Annotated in this window: 17 protein-coding genes; 13 read left to right on the top strand and 4 right to left on the bottom strand. The window is 40.0% G+C overall.

The window, feature by feature from the left end; all coding sequences use genetic code 11:
* Positions 1–173: 173 nt before the first annotated feature.
* On the bottom strand, positions 174–3,155 hold the full coding sequence (locus QOL76_RS21115; protein WP_283414950.1) for a glycosyltransferase family 117 protein: 2,982 nt from the start codon (positions 3,153–3,155) through the stop codon (positions 174–176).
* 168 nt (positions 3,156–3,323) lie between these two features.
* Between QOL76_RS21115 and trxA the strand changes: the two genes are divergently transcribed.
* The 12 genes from trxA (at position 3,324) to QOL76_RS21055 (ending at position 14,214) form a co-directional block, all read left to right on the top strand.
* Positions 3,324–3,644: a thioredoxin gene (gene trxA / locus QOL76_RS21110; protein ID WP_283414949.1), complete on the top strand. Its 321-nt coding sequence runs from the start codon at positions 3,324–3,326 to the stop codon at positions 3,642–3,644.
* 83 nt (positions 3,645–3,727) lie between these two features.
* Positions 3,728–5,149: an MBL fold metallo-hydrolase gene (locus tag QOL76_RS21105; protein ID WP_283414948.1), complete on the top strand. Its 1,422-nt coding sequence runs from the start codon at positions 3,728–3,730 to the stop codon at positions 5,147–5,149.
* Positions 5,150–5,279: 130 nt separating this feature from the next.
* Positions 5,280–5,861, top strand: coding sequence for a YeeE/YedE family protein (locus QOL76_RS21100; RefSeq protein WP_283414947.1), 582 nt, complete (start codon positions 5,280–5,282; stop codon positions 5,859–5,861).
* An 11-nt stretch (positions 5,862–5,872) separates the two neighbouring features.
* Complete coding sequence (locus QOL76_RS21095; RefSeq protein ID WP_283414946.1) at positions 5,873–6,358, top strand: DUF6691 family protein; 486 nt, start codon at positions 5,873–5,875, stop codon at positions 6,356–6,358.
* Between the two features lie 263 nt (positions 6,359–6,621).
* Positions 6,622–7,797, top strand: a complete 1,176-nt coding sequence (locus QOL76_RS21090; RefSeq protein WP_283414945.1) for an MFS transporter — start codon at positions 6,622–6,624, stop codon at positions 7,795–7,797.
* Entirely contained in the window at positions 7,794–8,510 is a 717-nt protein-coding gene (locus QOL76_RS21085) for an acyl-[acyl-carrier-protein] thioesterase (protein ID WP_283414944.1), read from the top strand. Before QOL76_RS21090 ends, QOL76_RS21085 begins: the two co-directional genes overlap by 4 nt.
* A 107-nt stretch (positions 8,511–8,617) precedes the next feature.
* The gene (locus QOL76_RS21080; RefSeq protein WP_283414943.1) at positions 8,618–9,664 is read left to right on the top strand and encodes a c-type cytochrome; all 1,047 of its coding nucleotides are present in this window, start codon (positions 8,618–8,620) and stop codon (positions 9,662–9,664) included.
* Entirely contained in the window at positions 9,661–11,007 is a 1,347-nt protein-coding gene (locus QOL76_RS21075) for a hypothetical protein (protein WP_283414942.1), read from the top strand. Before QOL76_RS21080 ends, QOL76_RS21075 begins: the two co-directional genes overlap by 4 nt.
* A 510-nt stretch (positions 11,008–11,517) precedes the next feature.
* The gene (locus QOL76_RS21070) at positions 11,518–12,516 is read left to right on the top strand and encodes a fatty acid desaturase family protein (RefSeq protein WP_283414941.1); all 999 of its coding nucleotides are present in this window, start codon (positions 11,518–11,520) and stop codon (positions 12,514–12,516) included.
* A 4-nt stretch (positions 12,517–12,520) separates the two neighbouring features.
* A complete protein-coding gene (locus QOL76_RS21065; RefSeq protein ID WP_283414940.1) occupies positions 12,521–13,723 on the top strand; it encodes a DEAD/DEAH box helicase in 1,203 nt (400 codons plus the stop codon).
* A 9-nt stretch (positions 13,724–13,732) separates the two neighbouring features.
* Positions 13,733–14,014: a cold-shock protein gene (locus QOL76_RS21060; protein WP_283414939.1), complete on the top strand. Its 282-nt coding sequence runs from the start codon at positions 13,733–13,735 to the stop codon at positions 14,012–14,014.
* 5 nt (positions 14,015–14,019) lie between these two features.
* Positions 14,020–14,214 carry a cold-shock protein gene (locus QOL76_RS21055; RefSeq protein ID WP_086501652.1) on the top strand — a complete coding sequence of 65 codons (195 nt, stop codon included), beginning with the start codon at positions 14,020–14,022 and terminating at the stop codon, positions 14,212–14,214.
* Between the two features lie 143 nt (positions 14,215–14,357).
* Here the strand turns inward: QOL76_RS21055 and QOL76_RS21050 are convergent, their stop codons facing one another.
* On the bottom strand, positions 14,358–15,356 hold the full coding sequence (locus tag QOL76_RS21050) for a 2-hydroxyacid dehydrogenase (protein WP_283414938.1): 999 nt from the start codon (positions 15,354–15,356) through the stop codon (positions 14,358–14,360).
* Positions 15,357–15,358: 2 nt separating this feature from the next.
* Complete coding sequence (locus QOL76_RS21045; protein WP_283414937.1) at positions 15,359–16,537, bottom strand: hypothetical protein; 1,179 nt, start codon at positions 16,535–16,537, stop codon at positions 15,359–15,361.
* A 148-nt stretch (positions 16,538–16,685) separates the two neighbouring features.
* Here QOL76_RS21045 and QOL76_RS21040 point away from each other — a divergent pair, with 148 nt between their 5' ends.
* Positions 16,686–17,114 carry a Dabb family protein gene (locus tag QOL76_RS21040; protein ID WP_283414936.1) on the top strand — a complete coding sequence of 143 codons (429 nt, stop codon included), beginning with the start codon at positions 16,686–16,688 and terminating at the stop codon, positions 17,112–17,114.
* Here QOL76_RS21040 and QOL76_RS21035 read toward each other — a convergent pair whose 3' ends face one another.
* Positions 17,115–17,522, bottom strand: a complete 408-nt coding sequence (locus tag QOL76_RS21035; RefSeq protein WP_283414935.1) for a hypothetical protein — start codon at positions 17,520–17,522, stop codon at positions 17,115–17,117. It lies immediately after the preceding gene.
* Positions 17,523–17,610: the final 88 nt, after the last annotated feature.

The raw sequence follows: 17,610 nt of genomic DNA, 5'->3' as shown, positions 1-17,610 counted from the left end.
CAACCTTATTGAAACCACTTTCAATAAGGTTGTCACAAAAGACAGTAAATCAATAGTTTACACAGCTTTTACCAACTATTTTTGACCATTAAATCTAAAAAGTGATTTTACCAGGAATAAAAAAAAGAGTCCCGGATATCCGAGACTCTTTTCTTTTTAGTATGAAATTCTATTTATCTTCTATCCAACGCACTTCCGCCACTTTGCTGCGGACCAAGGAATTGCTCCATTCTTAATTTTAACTCCTGAGCTTTTTCCTGATAGCCTCTTTCTTCCAAAAGTGGTATAAAATAGCGTATCATCTCTATAGAAATCATCATCTCTCGGTCATACTCTCTATTTTCCTCTGTGTAGAACTCGATCATGTCTAATGACTTCTTCGATACCTCATTAATGATATCCAGCGCCTTTTCATCTTCCCCTACCTCAAAGAAAAGAGGGACAGACTGTCCACTAGATAGGTCGTAAGGAATCGCTTCATTAGGCATTACTTCCAATCCGTAGTTTAGAAGAGTAGCCGCTTTTTCCATATCACCTTCGTCTAGCAAAGCAATCGCGATGCTATTCAATGCACTTCGGTGATTGGAAGCAAATCTCCTGTATTCCTCATCCAAATAGGCATCAGGATTGTTCATGCCTCTGAAAGCAAACTTGGTCATGTAGTTTTCATAGGCCAAATCAGCATTGACCAACTCTTCACGGACATATTCAGGTTTTCTCACAGGAAGCAAGCGATAAGTCAAGCCTTCCATCACGACGTGATCTTCTATGTTGATCCCTATGGTTGCGAGTGATGTATTATTGAAATAAATAGGTCTATCCCAATTGTTGGATACAATCAAATCAATTAGCATCAAGGTGCCTTTCGTTACATAGTTTCCAGTGACTTGAAGATTCATTTGCGGAGCAAAAAGCGAAGCAAATTCTTCAGGGATTATGTCCTTGGAAGCAACAGCAGAGCTGTCTACTTCCAAGATCAGATTTCTTGAAGGAACCATGTTGGCAACAGATTTACCGCCAGTTTCCATTTTTAAAAGATCAGAACCTGAGTTCAATAGCTTCAAATATTCCTTGGCAGAAATCGCATTCATTCCTTCTCTCTCCATTACGTAAAGCACATCATTTGTGCCTTTTTGGTAGCGGTTTGGATCCAAACTGAACGGTAAAGCCTCTGACTCATTCACTGGTCGAGTCATTTGCTCCACATACCAATCTGTATCGAAATAACTTAATACGATCACTCGGACATCTGTACGGAAACCTTCCACTTCTTGTACATACCAAAGTGGGAAAGTATCGTTATCTCCACCTGTGAATAGAATTGCGTTTGGAGCACATGAGGCCAAGAAGTTTCTAGCAGAATCCACCGAGAAATATCTTCCTTTTCTGTTGTGATCATTCCAGTTTTGAGCGCCCATCAAGCCGGCTACCGGCAAAGTAAGTAGCGTCGCAATTATTCCGGCAGTTGCCATATTCTTCGTGGCCCGACCGATCATGTGTGCGATGGCCATTACTCCGAGCCCAACCCATATGGCAAAAGCATAGAAGCTACCCACATAGATGTAGTCCCGCTCTCTAGGTTCTACTGGAGGGGAATTCAGGTAAAGAACCAGTACCACGCCCATCATTAGGAACAGCATTAGATTCACATAGAAAGACTTTGGATCTGCTTTAGCTTGGAAGAATAATCCTATAATTCCCAGCAACAGCGGAAGCATGAGGTAGTTATTGTGTCCTTTGTTTTCCGTGATGTAATCAGGATAATCTTTGAATGCATCCGTAATTCCTACCCAAGGTGCATCGCTGAAATCTGACTCTTTGCCGGAGAAATTCCACATAAAATAGCGCCAGTACATTTTGCCTAGCTGATGCGAGAACATGAAATAGATATTGTCACCAAAAGTTGGGTCTTGCCCTTCTCTCAGGCCAAGTTTCTGTCGGTAAAGCCTTTTATGATTTTCTTGTGTTGAATAGATTCTAGGAAGAATTGTTGTTTTTGTAGGGTCGTAAGTGTTTACCAAAGAATAATCTACGATCTCATACTTATCTTTTCCCTTCATATAAACTGGTGCGCCTTCTTCTTGAGCCACCAATTGCGCAGTGAAATACTGGCCATGAAGCAAAGGCCTGTACCCGTATTGCTCACGCTTTAGGTATGAGACGTAGCTGACTATATCCTTTGGCGCATTTTCATTGATAACCGGATCTTGGTTTGCTCGTACCACGATCAAGGCATAACTCGCATAGCCGATCAAGATGAAGATGAAGGATAAAAGAGCTGTATTTAGAATTGCATTTCCCTTTTTACGAGAATACTTATAGGCGAAGAATACTGCTGTGAAAAACAGAAGCATAAAGACTACGATTCCTGACCCAAATGGCAAGCCAATGCTATTCACAAAGAAAATCTCCATGGATCCAGCTAAGCTAGGAAGTCCTGGTATAATCAGATTGTTGATGATAATCAGTGCAACTCCCCCCAAAAACATAGCAAGAAGACCACCTTTCAGCGTAGGATTCTCGTATTTTTTGAAATAGTAAATCAGGGCCAAAGCAGGCAGAGTCACCAAGTTCAGCAAGTGAACACCAATAGAAAGTCCGACCAAATAGGCGATGAAAATCATCCATTTGTTTTCTTCGCGCGGGTCTTTGATCACATCCCACTTCAAGAATGCCCAAATCACGATCGCTGTAAAGAAGGAAGACATCGCGTAAACTTCTGACTCTACAGCCGAATACCAGAAACTATCTGAGAAGGTGTAAACCAATGCGCCGACGATCCCAGCACCCATCAAGGTGATTGTTTCGCCTTTGCTTTCTTGCCCTTCTATAACTTTGAAAAGCTTCTTTCCAAATAAAGTGATCGACCAAAAAAGGAATAAAATAGAGAAACCTGAGAATAGCGCACTACCGATATTCATCCAATAAGCCACTTGCAAAGGATCTCCGAATGCAAAGAAACTGAACATTCGGTATACCAAAAGGAAGAATGGAGCTCCTGGAGGGTGAGGTACTTGTAACTTGTATGCTACGGCTATGAATTCTCCTGGATCCCAGAAGCTAGCTGTTTGTTCGACAGTAAGAACGTAAACCAAAGTAGCTACCGCAAAAACGACCCAACCGGTCAGATTATTGATTTGCTTGTAATTGAGCATTTAATAAGTGGAATTTGACTGGCGAAAATAAAAAAAATAAATGCCAAATAGGGCGATTTTAGGTATTTTAAAACTTGAGGCATGTTGATATTAACCGCTATGTGATATTAATTACGGTGTTGAACTGATTTTGCTCCTACTTTTGTTGTGATAAAAAAATCAGAAATCATGTCTACGAAAGCCAAAACATTCCAAGAACTTATCGATGGTGACCAAGCCGTATTGGTAGATCTCTTTGCTACTTGGTGCGGTCCCTGTAAAATGATGCAGCCGATTTTGGAGGATACAGCCAAACAACTCGGCGATAAGGTGAAAATCTTGAAAGTGGATGTCGATAAGAATCAGTTAGCAGCAAGTAAATTTCAAGTGCGTGGTGTGCCGACTTTGATACTTTTCCAAAAAGGAAAAATCCTATGGAGAGAATCTGGTGTAGTTCCAGCCCATCAATTGGTAAATACCATCAAAACGAATATTCAAGAGACAGCCTAGACCATCTGTGACAAAAGTCATTTAGGGCGACTAATCAAATCCCTACTTTTGGGTATCCATTAGAAATAAAAAAAAATAATCATATGAAAATCGAACAAATATATACAGGATGCCTTGCTCAAGGTGCATATTACATTGAGTCAGATGGAGAAGCAGCGGTAATTGACCCATTAAGAGAAGTTCAGCCATACATTGAGAAAGCAGATCGCAGAAATGCTAAGATAAAATATGTGTTTGAAACTCACTTTCACGCAGATTTCGTCTCTGGACATCAGGATCTTTCTGCCAAAACAGGAGCGTCAATCGTATACGGTCCTACTACTATGAAAATGGGCTTTGATGCGATTGTCGCTGAAGATGGGCAAGAATTCAAAGTCGGGAAAGCTAAGATAAAAGTACTTCACACTCCTGGTCATACAATGGAAAGTTCTTGCTACTTACTATTCAATGAAGAAGGGAAAGCAGAAGCGATCTTCACTGGCGATACCTTATTTATAGGTGATGTGGGAAGACCAGATTTAGCCCAGAAAGTTGTGGCAGATTTGACTCAGGAAATTCTTGCAGGGCATATGTATGATTCTCTTCGAAATAAAATAATGCCACTTCCAGATGACCTAATCGTCTATCCAGCGCATGGGGCAGGCTCTGCTTGTGGTAAAAATATGAGTAAGGAAACCTCAGATACCTTAGGTAACCAGAAGAAAACCAATTATGCGCTTCAGGATATGAGCAAAGAGGACTTTATCAAAGAATTGATAACTGGGCTAACACCTCCTCCTGCTTACTTCCCGCAAAACGTAATGATGAATATTGAGGGTTATGACAGCATTGATGCAGTTTTAGAAAGAGGTGTGAGACCTTTGACCCCTTCAGAATTTGAAGCTGCTGCAAATGAGACTGGAGCATTAATACTAGATACTAGAGCTCCTCAGGTATTTGCCAAGGGATTTGTCCCTAATTCAGTAAATATTGGAATTGACGGAAGCTTTGCCGTTTGGGTAGGAGCGATGATACCAGATTTGAAACAAGAAATATTGGTAGTTGCTGATGAAGGAAGAGAAGAAGAGGTGATTACAAGATTGGCTCGTGTGGGATATGATTATGCGATCGGATATTTGAATGGTGGAATTGAAGCTTGGAAAAAATCAGGTCATGAAATCGATCGAATAGAGTCAATAAGTGCTGAAGAACTTGCGAAAAGACAGGCAGAAAATGCTGAAATCAATATTTTAGATGTGAGAAAGAATAGCGAGTTCCTTTCAGAGCATGTTGTAAATGCGGAAAATGCTCCTCTTGATTATATCAATGATAGTATGCTGAAAATCAATAAAGATAAAACGTACTACGTGCATTGTGCAGGAGGATATCGATCTATGGTTTTCAATTCCATCTTAAGAGCAAGAGGCTATGACAACCTAATTGATGTTGATGGTGGATTTAAGGCTATCAAAGATTCTGAAAAGATTGATGTGACTGAATATGTATGTCCAACTACTTTGCTGTAACCGGTAAATAGAAAGAGTCACGATTAAATAGTCAAAAGTATCGACCTAGTGATCTGTGAGACATAGATCACTAGGTGGATTTTTCAAGCTGACTAGCAGCTTGGAATTATATCACCCAATTAATATTCTAATGAATCAATTTATAGACTGGGTTTCTCAGCCTTGGCCATGGTATGTGGCTGGACCGCTGATAGGCCTTACCGTACCTGCGCTTCTCATTTTGGGAAATAAAAGCTTTGGGATATCTTCCTCACTACGGCATGTGTGTGCTATCTGTGTACCTGCCAAGATTCCATTCTTTCAATACAATTGGAAAAAAGAGACATGGAATTTGGTCTTTGTCCTAGGCGTCATGATAGGCGGCTTTGTGGCCACTACTTTCTTTTCAAATCCCGAAGAAATTGTAATTGCAACTCAGACAAAAGCAGATTTGACTGCGCTAGGAATTACTGATTTCTCTGGCTTAATGCCCTCTGATATTTTCACTTGGGAAAATATATTTACTGCAAAAGGATTGATATTCTTCGTGTTAGGAGGGTTTTTAGTAGGGTTTGGTACCCGGTACGCAGGTGGGTGTACATCCGGCCATGCAATTATGGGTATTAGTTCACTTCAATGGCCATCGCTGGTCGCCACCATTTTCTTTATGGCTGGAGGATTTCTGATGACTCAGGTGTTCATTGGACCATTAATGAAATTGGCAGGATTTTAATCAAAAAAGACATGTTACTAGCAGAGAAAAATATAAAGGAAGTGGCTTGTGATGCACCAAATTCACAAGAGACTGGAGAAAGAGGTTTAGCACTGTTGAAATATTTGATTCTAGGAGTGATGTTCGGAATCGTGTTTGTGAAGGCCGAGATCATCTCTTGGTTTAGAATACAGGAAATGTTTCGATTGGATTCATTTCACATGTATGGAGTGATAGGCTCGGCGATAGTCACCGGGATTATTTCCATTCAGTTGATTAAGCGCCTGAAAATCAAATCTATTTCCGGAGAGGAAATCAATATTCCAACTAAAGAATTCCGCAAGGGGCAGATTTACGGAGGATTTATTTTCGGATTAGGCTGGGCAATTACTGGAGCTTGTCCAGGTCCGCTTTTCGCACAGATTGGATCTGGTTTTACAGTGGTTTTGGTGACTTTACTTTCCGCCATTGCGGGCACTTGGGTATATGGTAAATTTTCCCATAAGCTCCCTAACTAGCAACTGCACAATCAAAAAAAAGCGATTTGAAGACCACTTTCTGGAAAGGAAGTGGTTTTTTTAGTCAAAAACTTTTTTGATAATAAAACGCACAATAAAAATGGCGGTAACGATTACGGCTCCTGCTATGACCAATTCCATGAGATTTCTGATTAGGTGAGTTCGGCTTTGATAACTAGTTTGTAGTGGCAATGTTCTGAATTGACCATGTTTTTGGTAGAATGTTCTGTACTTTTGTGAGCCTCTTAAACCTAGCTATTTAGATGAACACACTTTCCAAAAGACGAGTTGCCCTAGGGGCATTTTTCTTTTTCGTAGGTCTTTGTTTTGCCTCTTGGGCAGCGAGGATTCCAGATATTCAAGCCAAGTTTGATCTCTCAGAAGGACAGTTAGGTACCTTATTGTTGTTTTTACCGCTGGGTTCGGTTATTGGATTACCTATTGCTGGTTGGGCCGTTCATCAGTTTGGAAGTCGGGCTGTGGTTATGTTTGGGGCTTTTGCGTATGCTTTTACTTTGCCTTTGATAGGTTTGGCGCCGACCACTTGGTTGCTAATTCCAGTCCTTATTTTGTATGGCATGCTTGGGAATGTGATGAATATCTCGTTGAATACTCAGGCTTTAGGGTTAGAAGATGAGATGGGTAAAAGTATTCTGGCATCCTTTCATGGTTTATGGAGCTTGGCAGGGTTCTCAGGAGCGGGTTTAGGAGCTTTGATGATATTTTTAGGCTTGTCGCCCGCACAGCATTATGGAGTAGTGATGGTTATTTCTATTACCATCATCCTTTCTGCCCAGCGCTATATCATTAAAGATAGAAAAGTCTCCGAGGGTGGTGGAGGATTGGTTTTAAAAAAACCAGATGCGCTATTGATGAGAATCAGCTTGATTGCTTTTCTAGGAATGATGGCTGAGGGTTGTATGTTCGATTGGTCTGGTGTTTACTTCAAAAAAGTCATTCAATCTGATCCATCGTTGATCGCACTTGGTTACGTCGCATTTATGGGCACCATGGCGGCTGGTAGGTTTATTACAGATAAGGTCGCTGCTAGATATACCAAGGTTGAAGTAATCCAAGTAAGTGGGGTTTTAATATTCATAGGTCTAAGTTTAGCTGTGATTTTCCCAACAGTCATTATGGCTACTGCCGGCTTTCTACTGGTTGGGCTGGGTGTAGCATCCATTATTCCGTTATCCTATAGTATCGCTGGAAGATCTAAATTGTATACTCCTAGCGTCGCATTGGCTTTGGTGTCCACAATTTCATTTTTTGGATTTTTGCTAGGGCCACCGATGATTGGTTTTATCGCTGAATTATTTAATTTGAAAGTTTCTTTTGCATTAATTGCTGTGGCAGGATTGGGGATTACCGTACTTTCAAGTATCAGAAAAGCTGTTTTCCTTATTCCTGTAAAACCCTCCCCAAGTCAAACTAAATGAGTTTAAACCCTCTCTTTCAGTTTCAAAAAGATTTTGAAGTCCGTTCGTATCAGGTTGATCCAGATGGGAAGCTGAGCTTGACTGCATTATCCAATTTGTTTCAGGAAATAGCATGGCGGCATGCGGATTCAGCTGATTTTGGAAGGAATTTGCAGGAGCAGAATCTGTCTTGGATTCTGTCCAGAATAGAGATAAAATGTGAAAATTTACCCTCTTGGGGGGATTCTATTAAGGTTTATACTGCAGGAAGGGGAGTTGATAAACTTTTTGCTTTTCGTGAATTTTTGATCACCAATCCTGAAGGACTAGTCCTTGCCTGGGCGATGAGTTCCTGGGTTTTGATGAATGTGGTAACAAAACGGATTTTTAGACCAGAAAATGCATTGCCTGCGGAGCTTTTTGACCCTAAAGAGAAGCCAGCTTGGCAGCCTGAAAAAATCAGATTAAAAGGAGAATTACTTAAATCTGAGAAGTTAAAGGTAAGGCACTCTGATCTTGACCTGAACAATCACGTGAATAACACTAGCTATGTGCAATGGGTTGAAAATATCCTCAGGGAAAATGGGTGTCAAACGCTTCCATTTTTGATCAACTACCTAGCGGAATGTGTGTTGGGAGACGAGTTGGATATCCATTTGTATAAATACCTGAATCATTATATGGTACTCGGGACTGTGGGGGATAAGCAGGTATTTTTGGCTGAAGCCAAATAGGAGTCCTGATTTTGAGATGGAATTATTGTTTTTTTGACGGCCAAGGTGATCTTCGTCACATGCTTCGTGGATCAATACCTGCATTTTTGTAGCTTGATCACTTAACTATGAATCAGACATCCAGACCTTTAATAAAACTCTTCCCCCTAATCGCAGGCCTATTAGTGACTGTAGTGCTACTCGTTGGGCTAGTTGCAGGACTTTTGTATTTTGATCATGTTGGTTTACAACCCACTCAGATGCAAGTTTCCGAGGCTTTACCAGCTTTAGCAGAACACAAGCCTACGGCCTTAATGGATCCGGTTGGGATGTGGGTGGCTCCTGATTGGGGCACAGTAGATTCAGCGCCCAATGCTGAAGTTATTAAGTATGGAAGGGAATTGATTGCCAATACGGCTGAATATCTAGGGCCAAATGGCAAGGTTCGAAAGATTTCAAATGGATTAAACTGCCAGAATTGCCATTTGCAGGCCGGCACTGTGCCATTGGGAAATAATTATTCAGCTGCCAAAAGCACGTATCCAAAAGTGAGAGGCAGGTCAGGGAAATCTGAGGACATCCAGTTGAGAATCAATGGGTGTTTTCAGCGAAGCTTGAATGGGGAAGCTTTACCCAATGATAGTAAAGAAATGATAGCTATCGTAGCGTACATGGATTGGCTTGGTAAAGATGTCCCTAAAGGAGAAAAGCCAAAGGGAGCAGGTATCTATGAATTACCTTTTCTTGATAGAGCCGCTGATCCTGTTAAAGGAAAAACTATTTACGAGAGACAATGCGTGACCTGTCATATGACTGATGGTCAGGGTGTGATTAAGCCTGATAGTAGCGGTTATATTTACCCGCCTCTTTGGGGAGAGCATAGTTATAATCAAGGCGCAGGGTTGTTTCGTATGTCAAGATTTGCAGGCTACGTAAAAGCAAATATGCCTTTTGGCGCAACCTATGAAAACCCAATGCTTACAGATGAGGAAGCGTGGGATGTTGCAGCCTATGTAAATAGCTTAGATAGACCAAAGAGGGATTTTCCGAATGATTGGCCTGACATTTCCAAGAAACCTATAGATCATCCTTTTGGTCCATATGCTGATGAATTCTCAGAAGAACAACACAAGTTTGGTCCATTTCAAGCAATAAAAGTTGAAGCGAAACAATGAGAAAATTCCTATTTGGGTTTCTCTTCTTTGTCCCATTTCTAATTCTAGCTCAGCAGCCTGAGAGAAAGCTAGTTGTGAATCCTGATGTTCATTTTAGATTGTTCTGGATGAATACTTCAAATTCGGGGGAGTTTAAGGATGATTATGCGCTAGGTTCAAGTTTGAGTCTTGGAACAAAACTTGAATACTCTAATCACTGGGAGTTTCTGATCGGCTACAGGGTCTTTGCAAATCTATGGAGCAGCGACCTTACAGCTTCTGATCCAGTCAGTGGCGGATCGAATCGATATGAAGTTGGCTTATTTGATTTGTTAAATCCAAATGATCGATTTTTCGGTAAACTAGAGAAGCTGTCTTTTGGCTACTCAAGTGCTTATTTGGGAATAACTTTAGGCAGGATGGCAATCGAAGCGGATTGGATAAATGGGCAAGACGGCAGACTTTCTCCTACGGGGATTGAAGGTGCGAATGTTTGGTTTTCGACAGAAAATAAATGGAAGCTTTCTGCTTGGGGAATAAGTAAGATGAGTGTACGTGGAACAAGTGAGTGGCTTTCTGTCGGCGAAAGTATTGGAGTTTTTCCGGTGGGTAGAAATGCAAATGGACAAGCATCGCTTTATGCAGAAAATACATCAAGTGATTGGATTGGGATTGCTGAAGTAGCTAAGGAATGGGAATCATTTAGCTTGAATGCTTCCCACACCATAGTCCAAAATATTTCAAACACTACCTGGCTACAAGGCGAAAAGAGATGGAAGCATGAAAAAACTGGGATCACTTGGCTTTGGGGGGTGCAGGCTGGGTTCCAGTCGGGTTTAGGTGATGGAGGGAATTCAGATCCGATTTTTCAATATAAAAGTCCAAATGACAGAAACTGGGCGTTGTCCACTCGATTTGGCTTAAAAAAATCTGCTTGGAATTTAAATTTGAATTATACTAAGACCGGAGGTAAAGGAATTTGGCTTAGTCCGAGAGAGTGGGGTAAAGATGCTTGGTACACTTTTATTCCCAGAGAAAGAAATGAGGGTTTTAGTTCACTGGATGCCCTTACGGCATTTGTAGAATATACTTTGCCCAATACTACAATAAGGCCATTTGTTCATTTTGGATTTCATTGGCTGCCTCCTCTGTCTGCACCCGCTGAAAATAAATACAATATGCCATCCTATCGGCAACTTAATGTGGGGGTTAAATATGCTCCTAAATCTATTTCAAACTTAGATTTTCAATTGCTAGTAATGAATAAAGCAGCGCTTGGTAATCAAGTGCTAACTCCCAGACAGACATATAATAAGGTGCAAATGGTTCACATAAATGGCATAGTGAACTGGAGGTGGAAATAAATTTAAGTATATTCTCTATCGAGGCTGAATTTGATCATTCATGGTTCAGATGGGTAAAATAGTAGATTTGGCATTAAATTTTTGGATTTTTAACGACATAAGTGTTAATTTAAGTCAAAGTATTGAGTGTTGATTTGTGTGTTATTAGGATATGCGAAATCTTCTACTCACCTTTGTACGCATAAAGGCGCTGTCCACGGATATCCTTTTTACTTGAAATAAAGTATGCGTTGATTATCAACCTGCTTAAGTAGCAAATTCAGGAGTTTCCCCTCGCAAGGTTTTAATTCTTCATCTTTCTACTTTTTTAATTCCAAAATGATTGATTTCATTTTTCGAATTAAAACTTGCAGAGTAAATCCCACAGGGAAACAATAGTATTTACAATTTAATTTCAGTGCCATTAAGACAGTAAGGTTCTCAGAATCAGAATTATCTGAATTCTCCCAAACACTAAGGAAAAGAGTTTATGGACATTTTACGTCCACTAACAAATCGAAATACGGGAATATGGAGATGGTTATTAAATCCATCATTCTTCTTTCTCTGTATGTCGTTCCTATTTTTCTTGTAATCACGGGTGTTGCCACCACTACACCTCAATTATTTGCTTGCTATTTGTTATCTGCTTTTGGAATGGCTGGTGTTGGCATGGGGGTGATGCATGATGCAATTCATGGCTCGTATTCTAAAAACAAAAAAATAAATAGTTGGATCGGCTACACCCTGGACATGGTAGGAGCTAGCTCAATGGTTTGGCATCTTCAACACAATGTGCTTCATCATAGCTTTACTAACATAGACGAGCATGACGACGATATCAATGCACCTTTCTTTCTAAGGTTTTCGCCTAATGCTGAGAAAAATGGGCTGCATAAATATCAACATCTCTATGCATGGTTCTTCTATTCGCTATCTACCCTTTCATGGGTGACTGCTAAAGACTTCATTAGATTTACACGATATTACAATAGAGGCCTGGTGAAAGGCGGAGAGAAGGCATATAAAAAGGGAATCGTTAAGTTGATATTCCTCAAGATTGCATACTTCTCAGTTGTTATAGGATTACCTATTATATTTTCGCCATTCTCGGCAGGAATGATCATTCTTGCATTTATCATGATGCATTTTGTGACAGGATTTGTGATTACAATGGTGTTCCAAATTGCACATATTGTAGAGGATGTGGATTTCCCTAAGGCGGACATCAACGGGGTAGTAGAAGGCGAAAGAATTTTACATCAACTGGCTACCACCTGTAATTTTGCTCCAAATAATAAGATCTTATTCTGGTTTGTTGGAGGATTGAACTATCAAGTTGAGCATCATCTATTTCCTGATATATGCCACGTGCATTACAAGGAGATAGCACCAATAGTAAAGGCTACCGCAGAGGAATTTAACGTGCCCTATTATTCTAAACCACATTTTTTAATGGCTGTGTTGGACCATTTCAAAATGCTCTATGTTTTGGGTAATGAACCTGAAATGGAGCCAATTAAAGCCTAATAACATGAATAGTAATAGAAATAGTAATACAAGACCACCGGCAAACCAAAGACGAAATTCTCGTCCTACAGGTAGACCAGGTCAAAATAAGAAAAAGGAATCTAAACTTGATCCTAACCTGTTTGTCAAAAAGGCTCAGCCAAGTGGACAACAAGGGTTTCGATCAGAGACACCTTTTTCAAGTGTCGAGCTTAACGCTTCCTTATTAAGAAATCTGGCGGCAAAGGGGTATGAAAGTATGACCAATATTCAAGAGCAGGCAATTCCTGCTTTGATGGATAGAAGAGATATACTTGGAATATCAAATACAGGTTCAGGTAAAACGGGGGCTTTTTTGATCCCAATTATTGAACATGCTAAGCTAGATCCTCAGAATTTTACTGCTCTGATAGTGACTCCAACACGTGAGTTGGCCTTACAGATTGAAGAGGAGTTTAAGAGTCTAAGTAAAGGAATGAACTTGTATTCGAACACATTTATCGGAGGTACGAATATCAATTCTGACTTCAAAGCGCTGAGCAGAAAACTACATGTGATCGTGGGTACTCCCGGTCGCCTGTTAGATTTATCGAATCGTAAACTATTACATCTTAATCGAGTAAATACACTCGTATTAGATGAGTTTGATAGGATGTTAGATATGGGTTTTGTTCACGATGTGAAAAAGCTGGTTAATTTAATGACTAAGAGAAGTCAGACTATGCTTTTCTCTGCGACATTAGAGCCAAGCCAAAAAGCACTCATCGATGGATTACTTAATAATCCAGTTGAGATTAAAGTAAATACTGGTGGAACAACCAGTGAAAATGTAGATCAAGAAATTATTCGTGTGCCGGAAGGCAAGAATAAGTTTGATATACTTGCTGATTTATTCAAGGGAAATGAGTTGGATAAGGTGATAATATTCACAGAAACCAAAAGACTCGCGGATAAGTTAAGCAAGCAATTAAATCAGTCCGGAATAAAATCTGGGTTGATTCATGGAAACAAATCTCAGAATTTCAGAAATAGAACCATCGATGAGTTCAAAACTGGAATGACTCGTGTACTGGTAGCAACAGATGTAGCTGCTAGAGGTATAGACGTAGCAGATGTGTCCCATGTAATCAACTTTCAGCTTCCCATGACTATGGATAGCTATATCCACAGAATAGGACGGACAGGTCGGGCCGGAAAAACCGGTAAGGCCATAACATTTGTCAATTAAAATCGCGATATGTCAAAAAACCAGAACACATTCATTAAAAAGCAAAAAGCAGAACTTAAGAAAAGAAAAAAGAGAGAAAAGCAAGAAAAGATGGCTGCTCGTAAAGATCAGCCGAAAAGCGGAGATCTGGACGATATGATTGCGTACGTGGATGAGTTTGGTAACATCTCAGACACGCCGCCAGAACCAGAACCACCGAAAAAAGAAAACCCGCAAAGGAAAGAGAATCCTCCTAGAAGAGAATATCCGAACAATGCACAAAATAATAGAAACACCAATTTAAAAAGTTAGTAATCATGAATGAAGGAACAGTAAAATTCTTTAACACAACCAAAGGTTTTGGTTTTATTACACCAGCAGACAACAGTGAAGATGTATTCGTACACCACTCAGGTCTAGTACACGAAATCCGTGAGAACGATCACGTTACTTATGACGTAGTTCAAGGTAAAAAAGGCGTTAACGCTGTGAACGTGAAAGTAGCTAAGTAATTCCTGTCGGGCATTGCCCAATTAAGAAATACAAAGTTTGATGCCTGCAGATCTCTGATTTGCAGGCATTTTTTTTTGTGATTTTTGGAACTGATTTGTGATTTCTGATTTATTGAAACTTGAGTTCCAAACGCAGCACATTACTAACTTTTCCACTTGATTTCATTGCTCAGATCTCCTCCAGCTGCTAGTTCATCTAGGTTTTGAAGGGTGGTTTTCGCGATCTGTGCCAAAGCTTCATGTGTAAGAAAAGCTTGGTGCCCGGTGATTAGCACGTTTGGGAAAGTCATCAGCCGTGCGATTTGCTCATCCAATACGATGGTTTCTGATAAATTCTGAAAAAACAGGTTTTCCTCCTGTTCATATACATCGATTCCTAAATTACCCACTTTACGGTTTTTTAATGCTTTGATGACCGATTTGGTTTCAATCAATGCTCCTCTGCTCGTGTTGATGATGACAACTCCGTTTTTCATCTTGCTCAACGTGGTAGAGTTTATCAGATGAAAAGTATCAGGTGTCAAAGGACAATGAAGTGAAATGATATCACTTTGAGCAAATAGCTCGTCTAAAGTCAGGTAAGTAACACCAAGCTTTTTAAGCTCCTCATTTTCATAAATATCATGTGCGAGCAGCTTACAGCCTATTCCTAGCATGATTTCACAAAAGGCTTTGCCAATAGCGCCTGTACCGATTACTCCTACAGTTTTACCGTGTATGTTGAACCCAGTAAGACCTTCGATGGAATAGTTATTTTCTCTGACGCGGTTATAGGCTTTGTGAGTTTTACGGCTCAGGGTCATTAATAGTGCAAGTGCATGCTCGGCCACAGCTTCTGGGCTATACGCTGGCACTCTACACAGTTTGAATCCGAGTTCAGCAGCTTTTTCTAAATTGACCTGATTGTATCCGGCGCATCTTAGTACTATGTTCTTTACGCCCAATTCATCTAGTTTAATCAGAGTTTTTTCATCTAAATGATCATTAACAAACGAGCATATGGCATCAAAACCTTCAGCTAATGCTATGGTATTGCTGTCTAGTTTTGGTTCGAAATAGGTGAATTCGTGAGAATGATCGGGCAAATAATGATTGAAACTTTCTTTGTCGTATGATTTGGTGCTAAAAAACGCCACTCTCATGGTCAGTTGGATTGAAGTTGATAAATAGAAAAGCGGGTAAACTCTTCTTCAATCTCCGAATTTTCTGGCTCTTGAACTAGTAATTTTTGGCCTGGTAATGAAAGGACTATAGTGCCATTTATTCCTAAAAGTTCCTTAGAGACTTGTTTGCCATTTTTGAAAATCACTATTCGCTGTTCATTGTTATCAAACCTACCAAGGTATGGCTCCTCTTCTGTAGTTCTACTATCGTATTCTGATTGGGATATTCCTGTGAAATATTGGAGGAGGTAAGTGTGATCTCCCATGTTGAAAAGCTTCTGATTTCTTGCGGAAAGTCTTCCCAAGGCAATTGCTCTTTCATCCGAAAAGGCAGTTTCAACAGGGACTGGTGGGTAAGTTAGAAATTCAGAATGAGTAATTGGGATTGATTTTTTTAAAGTCATGCCAGGTAAATCATAAACCAATAGTTCGGTGTCAAGATTCTGCACAAGCACCAATTCATTGTTTTTATGGTCTATGAAAAATGATTTCCCCATCAATTCCGGGTAAATGTTTTCTGTAGCATTATAGATTGAATTGCCTTCATAAGGAACCACCGTTTTGATGGCTCCAGTTTGTAAATTCAATTGGTAAAAATTCTGAAGCGTGTCTTTTCCCTCTTGATTGTGAATCAAGTAGGTGGCAGTGAAGTAATTGCTAGGCCCTACCAGAAGAAAGGTGGTGTCATTACTTTGGAAATAGGGGGGACTTCCAAATGGTGTATTTGCCCGAACTGGAAGAGGAGAAGGAATTCTAAGCCTTTTTACAATCTCGTAGTTTTTATCATAGCTGATTAATTCGAAAGGCAATTCGACTATTCGCTGTCCTTCAGGTCCAAATCCTAAACCAATTGGATTCCAGTTTCCATAATTTGAAGGACCATCACCTTTTCTATGAGCGCGGTTTAGGATCTCACCACTTTCGGAGATCTCCACTATGTCATCTTCATTGATAGAATATCCCAAGTATCTTTTCTCACTTGGATTGTAGTCTAAAATATTTACCCGGGTGAAATTATCAACTTGGAATGAATCAATTTTGACCAATTCATAAGTATCAGGTTCACTTGTGGAAGTGTCTCTTGAATTGGAATTGCATCCAGATGTGATGGAAAGGATCATCAAGCTGAATACTAATAAGGGGTAATGCTGAAGTTTCATGTGTGTTTATTTCGTAGATCTACTAAGATTTCGTTAAATATATGAAAAATTCTGGGCCTTGCGATTATTGGTGAGTTGCGATTACAAAGAGTCTGAGGTTTAGAATATTTTGGTGAATCTCCTTAGATTGGTCAAAAATCTATAACCTATGAAAAAAATACTCTATTTTCTTCCTTTAGTCTTAGCGCTTTCCTGCGCAGAAAAAGGAGAGAAACAAGTCGAAACAGAAATTAAAGAAATCCAAGAAGTAGTTATGCCAGCAAAACCAGATTCCGTCCTACGACACAATGTTTATTTCAGTTTTAAAGAAACTTCAACTCCTGAGGATATTCAAACAGTAGTAGATGCTTTCCGAAATCTTAAAAATGAAATTGACGGAATCGAAGATTTTGAATGGGGCGTTAACTCTAGTCCGGAAGAATTGAATCAAGGCCTGACGCATGCTTTCACCTTGACTTTTTATTCTGAGGAAGCTAGAGACGCATATTTGCCACATCCAGCTCATGCGGCTTTCGGCGCTATTCTAGGTCCTCATTTGGATAAAGTAACCGTAGTAGATTACTGGACTCGTCCTTAATTATTGATCAAAGGGCAAAGCTGATCCGTCAGTTTTGCCCGCATTATTGACTGTGAGCACTTCGGTCACTACAAAGTTGCTGGTCCCTCTCCATGGGAGCATTCCATTATATTCTTTGTAGCGAAGCTCTACAAACTTCCCTGAGGCTCTTTCTAGCTGCTCTGCGATCTCGCCATCTACCACACTGAACCGAAACTCATTACTCTGTAGCCCGCCTGCTGTAGGGCTCTGAAATCCTTCCTGTACTACTCTGCCTTCATAGGTCTTGAATACTACTCCTTTTTTTACGAAGTAATTTAAACTTCCGGCTTTTACCCCCTCACCGAATACGAAATAGAATTTATACCAAAAAATACCAGCTAAAAGTCCGATTATAACTATACCAGCAATCCAAGCAAATTTTTTCATAACAAGAATAAGTTTGGCTTAAAGATAGATATCGGGATGATTTTTAAGTGAAAAACTTAGTAAAAAAATCAACTTACTTCCTTTTTTA

This window comes from Algoriphagus winogradskyi (assembly GCF_900182815.1).
GTDB lineage: Bacteria > Bacteroidota > Bacteroidia > Cytophagales > Cyclobacteriaceae > Algoriphagus > Algoriphagus winogradskyi.
Note: the sequence above shows the minus strand (reverse complement) of the source record. Positions and strands in the feature narration are given on the sequence as shown.

What these genes read in the sequence shown, in the direction of transcription:
- QOL76_RS21115 (WP_283414950.1), bottom strand. Translation starts at nt 3,155, where the DNA reads ATGCTCAATTACAAGCAAATCAATAATCTGACCGGTTGGGTCGTTTTT.
- trxA (WP_283414949.1), top strand. Translation starts at nt 3,324, where the DNA reads ATGTCTACGAAAGCCAAAACATTCCAAGAACTTATCGATGGTGACCAA.
- QOL76_RS21105 (WP_283414948.1), top strand. Translation starts at nt 3,728, where the DNA reads ATGAAAATCGAACAAATATATACAGGATGCCTTGCTCAAGGTGCATAT.
- QOL76_RS21100 (WP_283414947.1), top strand. Translation starts at nt 5,280, where the DNA reads ATGAATCAATTTATAGACTGGGTTTCTCAGCCTTGGCCATGGTATGTG.
- QOL76_RS21095 (WP_283414946.1), top strand. Translation starts at nt 5,873, where the DNA reads ATGTTACTAGCAGAGAAAAATATAAAGGAAGTGGCTTGTGATGCACCA.
- QOL76_RS21090 (WP_283414945.1), top strand. Translation starts at nt 6,622, where the DNA reads ATGAACACACTTTCCAAAAGACGAGTTGCCCTAGGGGCATTTTTCTTT.
- QOL76_RS21085 (WP_283414944.1), top strand. Translation starts at nt 7,794, where the DNA reads ATGAGTTTAAACCCTCTCTTTCAGTTTCAAAAAGATTTTGAAGTCCGT.
- QOL76_RS21080 (WP_283414943.1), top strand. Translation starts at nt 8,618, where the DNA reads ATGAATCAGACATCCAGACCTTTAATAAAACTCTTCCCCCTAATCGCA.
- QOL76_RS21075 (WP_283414942.1), top strand. Translation starts at nt 9,661, where the DNA reads ATGAGAAAATTCCTATTTGGGTTTCTCTTCTTTGTCCCATTTCTAATT.
- QOL76_RS21070 (WP_283414941.1), top strand. Translation starts at nt 11,518, where the DNA reads ATGGAGATGGTTATTAAATCCATCATTCTTCTTTCTCTGTATGTCGTT.
- QOL76_RS21065 (WP_283414940.1), top strand. Translation starts at nt 12,521, where the DNA reads ATGAATAGTAATAGAAATAGTAATACAAGACCACCGGCAAACCAAAGA.
- QOL76_RS21060 (WP_283414939.1), top strand. Translation starts at nt 13,733, where the DNA reads ATGTCAAAAAACCAGAACACATTCATTAAAAAGCAAAAAGCAGAACTT.
- QOL76_RS21055 (WP_086501652.1), top strand. Translation starts at nt 14,020, where the DNA reads ATGAATGAAGGAACAGTAAAATTCTTTAACACAACCAAAGGTTTTGGT.
- QOL76_RS21050 (WP_283414938.1), bottom strand. Translation starts at nt 15,356, where the DNA reads ATGAGAGTGGCGTTTTTTAGCACCAAATCATACGACAAAGAAAGTTTC.
- QOL76_RS21045 (WP_283414937.1), bottom strand. Translation starts at nt 16,537, where the DNA reads ATGAAACTTCAGCATTACCCCTTATTAGTATTCAGCTTGATGATCCTT.
- QOL76_RS21040 (WP_283414936.1), top strand. Translation starts at nt 16,686, where the DNA reads ATGAAAAAAATACTCTATTTTCTTCCTTTAGTCTTAGCGCTTTCCTGC.
- QOL76_RS21035 (WP_283414935.1), bottom strand. Translation starts at nt 17,522, where the DNA reads ATGAAAAAATTTGCTTGGATTGCTGGTATAGTTATAATCGGACTTTTA.